The following is a 6,132-nucleotide window of genomic DNA, read 5'->3' as shown; positions in this document are numbered from 1 at the left end:
GCCCCGTCCCGGGCCGGCCCCCTCGCTTTTCCGGAACTCCCTGCCGCCTCCCCGCCGACCTATCTGCCCGCCGGCACGCTGGTCCGCCTGCCTGCCTGCCCGCCCGCCGACACGCTGGTCCGCCCGCCCGCCGACACGCTGGTCCGCCTGCCCGCCTGCCCGCCTGCCCGCTGGTCCGCTGGTCCGCTGGTCCGCCTGCCCGACTGCCCGACTGCCCGACTGCCCGACTGCCCGACTGCATGCTGGTCTGCCTACCTGCCGGCCCACCGGACATCGCCCCACGCGGCAAGCGCCCCCGATCACGAGATCGGGTGCACCCACCCACCCTTCCAAGGCGGCAAGCACCCCCAACCCCTTGATCGGGTAGACCCACCACCCCACACGACGGCCACCGCTCCCAACCGCGTGATCGGGTGCAACCACCGGTCCCCAGCAGGCGGGGTTGCACCCAACCGCTTGATCGGGTGCAACCACCGGTCCCAGCGCGACGGCGAGCGCACCCGATCACTTGACCGGGGACGGCTACTGCCCCACCCGCTCCCACGCAACATGCTCACCCACCCGGCCAGGCAACACACGCACCCGACCCCGGCAGGAACCGCACCCGATCAAGGGGTTGGGTGCACTCACCAGCAACCACGAGACGATAGGCGCACCCAACCTCTTGATCGGGTGCAACCACCGGTCCCAACGCGACGGCCAGCACACCCGATCACTTGACCGGGGACGCCCACCACCCCGCACGCCGGCCAGCGCACCCAACCGCCTGATCGGGTGCAGCCACCGCCCCCCACGCCGGCCAGCGCACCCAGCGGCTTGATCGGGTGCGCTGTCCGGCCGCGTGGGACGGTGAGCGCACCCAGCGGCTTGATCGGGAGCGCTGTCCGGCCGCGTGGGACGGTGAGCGCACCCAGCGGCTTGATCGGGAGCGGTCACTGGAGATGGTCACGACGTGCGACCGCGATCATGCCGTCTACGGGGCTGCCAGCGCACCCGATTGCCGGGTCGGGGCTGCCAGCGCACCCAATTGCCGGGTCGGGGCCGCCAGCGCACCCAATTGCCGGGTGAGGGACGGCCAGCGCACCCAATTGCCAGGTGAGACGGCCACCGCACCCAATTGCCAGGTGAGAGACGGCCACCGCACCCGATTGGCTGTGCGGGGCGGGCGGCTGCGGATTCAGGGGGTGGCGGCGACGGGGCGGGCGGACAGGGCCGCGGCGGCTTCGGTCAGGACCTCGTCTTCGGTGATCTTCAGCAGGGCAGGGTGGGGTGGGCCGGGTAGGTCGCCTCGATCGTTTCGGGTGCCGTGCCACAAGGTTCGGTGGAACTGGCGGTCGGGTGGTGGGCCGCACAACGCCGGCGAGATCGGGCCGTAGAGGGTCACCGACGGGGTTCGGAACCCGACCGCCAGGGCGGCTGTTCCCGCGTCGCCGCTGATCACCAGGGCTGCACGGGCTACCAGGGACAGCAGGTCCTCCAGGTCGGGACAGTGGATCGTGTCGGGGTCGAATCGTGCGGCTACGGCTACCTGGGTACACAGGTCGCGGTCGGCGGGGGAACCGGTGATCAGGACGTGGTGGCCGTCCCGGCGCAGGCGGTCTGCGACCGTCGCGAACCGTCCGAGTGGCCAGCGGCGGCCGGGTGACGGTGCTCCCGGGTAGAGGAGCACGGGTCTCTCCGGGAGACTCGAGATGTCACTGCCGGGACCATGCCTGCTCGGCTCGGCGGCGTCCGCTCCGCGGCCCGAGACATCCGGCATGACCGGGCTTGCGCCGGGGCGGCCCGTGTCCGGGACATCGCTGCGCCTCGCGACGGGACTGCCCTGGGTGGCGGGGATGCCCCTCGTGACGGAACTGCCCTGGGTGTCGGAACTGCCCTGGGTCGCGGCGATGCCCCTCGCGGCGGAACTGCCCTGGGTGGCGGGGAGTGACAGGTCCAGGTCGGACTCGTCGCACGGGACGCCGTAGTAGCGGATCAGCCGGCACCAGCGGCGAACCTCATGTTCCTCATCGTGCCAGCCGGGGCCGTCGTGGTGGCCGGCCGGGCGGCTGGCGAACGCCCACAGCTCGCCGGGGCGCAGCGCCTGCAGGCGGCGGTGGGAGCCGGGGCCGGAACCGTGCAGGTTCACCGCGAGCCGGGGCATGGCCGGGGCGGCGTCCAGCGGTTCCAGTTCGCCGGCCGGGACGATCCGGTCGATGCCGCCGATCGCCGCCGCCAGCGGGGCCAGCCGGGCGGGCGCGGCCACCGCCAGCGTCTCGCCGGGGAAGGCGGACCGCAGAGCGCGCAGGGCCGGCGCCGCGCGGGCGAGATCTCCGGCGCCCAGGGCGCGCAAGGCGAGGATCATGGGGTACGGGTCTCCGCCCTCGTGCCGGCCGGTCGTGCTGACCCGTCGGCGGCCGGCCGCTCCGGTTGAGACTTCGATCAGAAACGGTCGCGGATCTCCTTGGTGAAGAAGTCCAGGAAACCGTCCGGATCGGGACCGGCGTTCATCAGCACGACGTGATCGAATCCTGCGTCGATGTGGGTACGGATCGCGTCCGCGTACGCCGCGGGATCGGGACCGACCACGAACCGTGACCGGATGTCCTCGGGCCGTACCGTCGCCGAGGCCGCCTCGAAGTTCGCCGGGTTCGGCAGTTCGGACATCACCTTCCAGCCGGTGACCGCCCACCGCGTGGTCCGGTGTGCTTCGGCGACCGCGGCCTCCTCGTCCGGCGCCCACGCCACCGGGATCTCCACGTAGCGCGGACCGCGCCCACCGGCCGCGGTGAACGTCTCCACCAGGTCGGCGCGGGGTTCGGTCGCGAACAGTCCGCTGCCGTGGGTGGCCGCCAACTCCGCCGCGCGGGTGCCGCCCGCCGCGACCGCGATCGACGGCGGCGTGTCCGGCAGGTCGAAGATCCGGGCGTCCTCGAGGCGCAGGTGCCGGCCGCGGTACGACTGGTAGCCGCCCCGCCACAGCAGGTTGATGATCTCCAAGGCTTCGGTCAGGCGCTCGTGGCGGTCGGTCACGTCGCCGAAGCCCTGGCCGACCACGTGTTCGTTGAGGCGTTCGCCGGAGCCGACGCCCAGCGTGAACCGCCCGTCCGCGATGATCGCCAGGGTGGCGGCGGCCTGCGCGACGATCGCCGGGTGGTAGCGCACCGACGGGCAGGTCACGCCGGTGGCGAGGCCGAGGGTACGGGTCTGGACGGCGATCGCGCTGAGCACGTTCCACGCGAACGGCGAGTGTCCCTGCACGTCCAGCCACGGGTGGAAGTGGTCGCTGATCTCGACGAAGTCGAATCCGGCCTGTTCGGCGCGGACCGCCTGGCGGATCAGTTCCTTCGGCCCGAAAGCCTCCGCGGCCAGCTTGTATCCGAGTCTCATGTCCCTGCCGTTCCCCTGCCCGGGGCGGGTAAACGGCCTGTTAGGGTCCCGAGGCGTGAGCGTAGACAGCACCCCGCGGGTGATCGGCGGGCGGACCTTCGACTTCGCCCGCCGGGTCGCCGTGATGGCGATCGTGAACCGGACGCCCGACTCGTTCCACGACCGGGGACGCACGTTCGCGCTGGAGCGGGCCACCGAGGCGGTCCGGTCGGCGGCCGCCGACGGGGCGGACTGGATCGACATCGGTGGGGTGCCGTTCGCGCCGGGTCCCGAGGTGTCCGTGGCGCAGGAACTGGACCGGGTGCTGCCGGTCGTCGAGGCGGCACGGGACCTGGCGGTGGTGTCGGTGGACACGTTCCGGCCGGAGGTCGCCAAGGAGGTGATCGCGGCCGGGGCCAGCGTCGTCAACGACACGTCCGGTCTGCGGGATCCGGCGATGGCCGCGGCGGTCGCCGGCACCGACGCGCAGCTGGTGATCTGTCACAGTCTCGCCGCGCCGCGGACACTGCATCCGCGTCCGCAGTACGGCGATGTGACCGCCGAGGTGGGCGCCTTCCTGCGGCAGCGCGTCGCCCTGGCGCTGGAGCACGGCGTACGCCCGGATCAGATCATCATCGACCCGGGTCACGACCTGAACAAGAACACCCTGCACTCGCTGGAGATCACCCGGCGGCTGGACGAGATCGCCGGGATCGGGTTCCCGTTGCTCGCCGCGCTCAGCAACAAGGATTTCATCGGCGAGACCCTGGACCGCCCGCAGCAGGAGCGGATGCCCGGCACGCTGGCCGCGGTGGTGTTCTGCGTCCTGCGCGGCGCCCGGATCATGCGGGTGCACGACGTGCGCGCCGCCACCGACGCGATCCGGATGACCGAGGCGATGCTGGGGTGGCGGGAGCCGGCGTACACCCGGCACAACATGTCCTGACCGTCAGCCGATGTGCACCCACAGGTCGTCGAGGGTGCCGTGGAACTGGTCGCCGTCCAGGCCGGTGCCCTTGCCGCCCACGGTGAACGGCTGGTCGCTCTCCACGCTCAGCCCGGTCGGCACCGGCACGCTCGCCTCCAGACGGTCGTCCACGACGATCGCCAGGGTCGGTCCGGTGCGCCGGCATTCCAGCGTGTGCCATTGGCCGTCGCTCACCGAGGTGCGGCTGCGGGCGATGTGGACCGGCCCGCCGGACTTGTCGCTCATGCCGCAGCTCGGCTTGCCGGACAGGCCGTCGACCTGCAGCTTGTACTGGCCACCGCCGGTCGCATAGCCTTTCTGCAGGATGTTCTCGCCGCGTCCGGTCTCCGCCGGGGAGAGCAGGACACCCGCGCCGTACCGCAGCGGCCGCGTTCCCGGGTTCAAATCGGCCGTCGCCTCGGCCTGCAGGATCAGGCGCGGGCAGGAGACTCCCGCACACTGCGCTGGGAACTTCAGCGCCTGGCCGTTGCCGTGCGACACCAGATGGGGTACGCCTCCGTTGCGCGTCACGGCCCGCAGCAGATGGCCGTGGCCGGAGCCGTCGTCGAAGGTCCCGTCCGCGATCGTGGTGTCGAAGTTGTACGACGCCACATAGTCCGGCCCGTCCGCGACCGCCGACTCCTGGCGGATCTGGGTGCTGTAGAACTCCGCGTACCGTTTCCGGGTCGCGCCGCCGATCACGGTGAAGTCACCGACCGCACTGATCGCGCCGAGCGGTGTGCTGGACGCCAGCTGCCGGGTGCCGGCCACCCCGTTCGCCTGCGGCGCCCAGTCGAGCAGGTTGCCCTCCCGGTCCACGGCGGCGAGTTTGCCGCGGGGCACCGAGCCGTCCGTGCAGATGCCGCGCGCCCCGTTGTTCGAGGTGGTGCAGGCCTTGTCGAAGTGGCCGCCGACGTAGACGACGTCGTCGAGTTCGGTGATCGCCTGCGCGTCGCCGTCGAACACCCGGGTCCAGCGGGTCTCGCCGGAGCGGGTGTACGACACGGCCCGTCCGCCCTGGCCGCCCAGTGCCGCGTACACGCCGTCCGGGTGGGCGTGCACGGCGAACACCTGGGAGACCGGTTTGGCCACGAAGCCGCGGTCCAGCACGCCGGTGGCCGGGTCGACGGCGCTGAGGCGCAGCGTGTTCCGCACGTTGTTGGTCCGGTGGAAACTGCCGCCGAGGTAGACCCGGTCGGTGGTCACCGACAGGGCGTGCACGGTGTCGTCGGTGGTCGGCGCCCACGGGTCGAGGGCCCCGGTGGCCAGGCTGAACGCGGCCAGGTTCGCGCGCGGCACCCCGTCGACGGCGGTGATCCGGCCGCCCAGGTAGAGCCGTCCCGCACCGGCGGCGAGCGCGTTGGGCTGGCCGAGCACGGTGTGGCGCATCGGGGTGAGCACCCCGTCGGACGCCCCGATCCCGGCCACCGCATCCCGGGGTACGCCGTTGACCCGGTCGAAGTCGCCGGCCGCGTACACGGTCTCGCCGGCGATCGCCAGCGCCCGCACGTTGGCGTCGGCGGCCGGCTGCCAGTCGAGCAGGTCACCGGTCCGCGAGTTGAACGCGGCGAGCCGGGCCCGCGGCACGGTACGGCCCGCGACGACGGCACTGGTGAAGTTGCCGCCGACGTAGACGGTGTCACCGCGGTACGCGACCGCGTACACCGAGCCGTTGAAGGACGGGGAGGTGACCGGGTCGGTCGTGACGATCTCGGCGAACGCGGCCCCGCCGAGGGCCACCAGGAACGTCGCCAGTCCGACGATCAGGGTACGGCGCAGCACCGACTTACCGTTTTTGGGGATTTCAGCCACGTTGG

General features: G+C 72.2%; 4 protein-coding genes. 1 reads left to right on the top strand and 3 read right to left on the bottom strand.

Going from position 1 to position 6,132, the window contains the following annotated elements; genetic code table 11:
* Positions 1–1,177: 1,177 nt before the first annotated feature.
* Together WH85_RS53180 and WH85_RS27055 are read right to left on the bottom strand one after the other, a co-directional pair.
* Entirely contained in the window at positions 1,178–2,344 is a 1,167-nt protein-coding gene (locus tag WH85_RS53180) for a glycosyltransferase family 9 protein (protein ID WP_045744818.1), read from the bottom strand.
* Positions 2,345–2,421: 77 nt separating this feature from the next.
* Entirely contained in the window at positions 2,422–3,369 is a 948-nt protein-coding gene (locus WH85_RS27055) for a TIGR03557 family F420-dependent LLM class oxidoreductase (RefSeq protein WP_045744817.1), read from the bottom strand.
* A 124-nt stretch (positions 3,370–3,493) separates the two neighbouring features.
* On the opposite strand from WH85_RS27055, the gene folP reads away from it, so the two are divergent.
* On the top strand, positions 3,494–4,294 hold the full coding sequence (gene folP, locus WH85_RS27050) for a dihydropteroate synthase (protein WP_245674112.1): 801 nt from the start codon (positions 3,494–3,496) through the stop codon (positions 4,292–4,294).
* A gap of 3 nt (positions 4,295–4,297) precedes the next feature.
* Here folP and WH85_RS27045 read toward each other — a convergent pair whose 3' ends face one another.
* Positions 4,298–6,097 carry a LamG domain-containing protein gene (locus tag WH85_RS27045; protein WP_245674111.1) on the bottom strand — a complete coding sequence of 600 codons (1,800 nt, stop codon included), beginning with the start codon at positions 6,095–6,097 and terminating at the stop codon, positions 4,298–4,300.
* Positions 6,098–6,132: the final 35 nt, after the last annotated feature.

This window comes from Actinoplanes rectilineatus, from assembly GCF_000962825.1.
In the GTDB taxonomy this organism is placed as follows: domain Bacteria; phylum Actinomycetota; class Actinomycetes; order Mycobacteriales; family Micromonosporaceae; genus Actinoplanes; species Actinoplanes rectilineatus.
This window is presented reverse-complemented; position numbering and strand designations above follow the sequence as displayed.

Bases quoted from the DNA above. Each gene is read 5' to 3' on its own strand.
- WH85_RS53180 (WP_045744818.1), bottom strand. From the start codon at position 2,344: ATGATCCTCGCCTTGCGCGCCCTGGGCGCCGGAGATCTCGCCCGCGCG.
- WH85_RS27055 (WP_045744817.1), bottom strand. From the start codon at position 3,369: ATGAGACTCGGATACAAGCTGGCCGCGGAGGCTTTCGGGCCGAAGGAA.
- folP (WP_245674112.1), top strand. From the start codon at position 3,494: ATGGCGATCGTGAACCGGACGCCCGACTCGTTCCACGACCGGGGACGC.